The organism is Microbispora cellulosiformans, assembly GCF_008728085.1.
Classification (GTDB): Bacteria; Actinomycetota; Actinomycetes; order Streptosporangiales; family Streptosporangiaceae; genus Microbispora; species Microbispora amethystogenes.
This window is the reverse complement of the sequence record NZ_VYTZ01000047.1, coordinates 1-1495: the sequence shown is the minus strand read 5'-3', so window position 1 is coordinate 1495 and position 1495 is coordinate 1. Positions and strand designations below refer to the sequence as shown.

Below are 1495 nucleotides of genomic sequence, written 5' to 3'. Positions count from 1 at the left end.
GCAGCACGTCGTTGGTGCCGATGTGCAGCAGCACGGTGCGCGGGGTGTAGGAGCGCAGCCAGCCGGTGATGTTGGCGTCGATCTGGTCGATCCGCCAGCCGGGGTGGCCCTCGTGGTCGTGGTCGCCAAGGTTGCCCGGCCCGTTGTACTGCGAGCCGACGAAGTCGACGGTGTAGCGGCCGGCGGCCAGGCGCTGCCACAGTCCGATGCGGTATCCGCCGGGCACCTGGGTGCCCTCGGTGATCGAGTCACCCAGCGGCATCACCCGCACCCCGCCGTTGGACTCCGCGCTCGCGGCGCCCGCCCCCAGCGCCGTACCCAGGACCGGGAGGGCGAGAGCCAGGAGGATCGCGACGAACCGGACGCGAGGGATCTTCATCAGTACTCCCGAAGAATGTGATCTAGGAGGAGAAATCTTCTGTTAGCGCTCACACTGGGGGTCGTGGCCGCGGGTGGTGACTGGGGCTTGCGGGAGCCGGGCACGCGTACGGGACGGGCGGCGCGACGGCGCGCCGACCGGACCTTGGCCGCCCTCGGCGGCGGGGGATCGCCCCGCCTCCGTGCTCGAAGGCGAGTCACGGCTTGTTAACGTTCACACGTGCTCTGCCGGGCCCGCCCTTCTCGGTAGGCGTTGATGTTCGGTGGTGGTGCGGCGGAGCAAATACGACGGGCTGAGGTCCCGTCAAGCGCGCCGGATTCACCTGTCTGGACGCCGTACCGCCGGGTGGGCCTCAACTGCTCCGATGGACGCGCCGCGCACAAGCCGAGGTGGGCGGGGTGCTGAAACATTCATCCAGCCGACACCGTCCCGTGACGGGTGACGAGGCGGCCGGAAAGCGCGGTGGCGGTGCGTGCCGTCCACCCGGCACGGGTGGCTGTAGCGGGGAGACCGCTCGCGCCTCTCCGGCGCAGTCTTGACACGTTTCGTGGGGATTTCCAGACTGACTTTTCGAAGCGGCCTCTTTCTGCCGGACCTGGTGGTGGACGGCGGAGGCCGCGGTTTCGTGACGCCGGTCGTCGTTGACACGTCGTGCGTCCCGTCGAGGGGCGTGGCGTCTTTCCGCGGGGGCGCGTCCTCGCGTTCCCCTTCAGTGACGCAGCAGTGGAGGCTCAGGCATGAGCGATTTCCCCTTATCCGCCGGTGGCGCCAGGCGGCCGCTCAGCGGCCCGCGCCGGGCGCTGGCCGCCGGGGCTCTCGGCGTGCTCGGGGTGGTGACGGCCCTGGCGACGACCCTCCCCGCCAACGCCGCAGCGAGCACCCTCGGGGCGGCCGCCGCGCAGAGCGGCCGTTACTTCGGCACCGCGATCGCGGCCGGTCACCTGAACGACTCGACCTACGTGGCCACGTGGGACCGGGAGTTCAACTCCGTCACCGCCGAGAACGAGATGAAGTGGGGGCCGATCGAGCCGTCCCGCAACTCGTTCAACTGGGGCTCGGCCGACCAGATCGTCAACCACGCGGTCAGCAAGGGCATGAAGGTCCGCGGGCACACGC

1 protein-coding gene and 1 pseudogene are annotated in these 1495 nt (G+C 70.2%); one reads left to right on the top strand and one right to left on the bottom strand.

The genetic code is table 11. The annotated features are described in order from the left end of the window. Positions 1-379, bottom strand: a pseudogene (locus tag F5972_RS36765) (SGNH/GDSL hydrolase family protein); the annotation flags it as partial. Between the two features lie 737 nt (positions 380-1116). On the opposite strand from F5972_RS36765, the gene F5972_RS36760 reads away from it, so the two are divergent. Next, positions 1117-1495 (top strand): endo-1,4-beta-xylanase (locus F5972_RS36760; protein ID WP_150940770.1); only part of this gene is annotated, 379 nt, incomplete at its 3' end.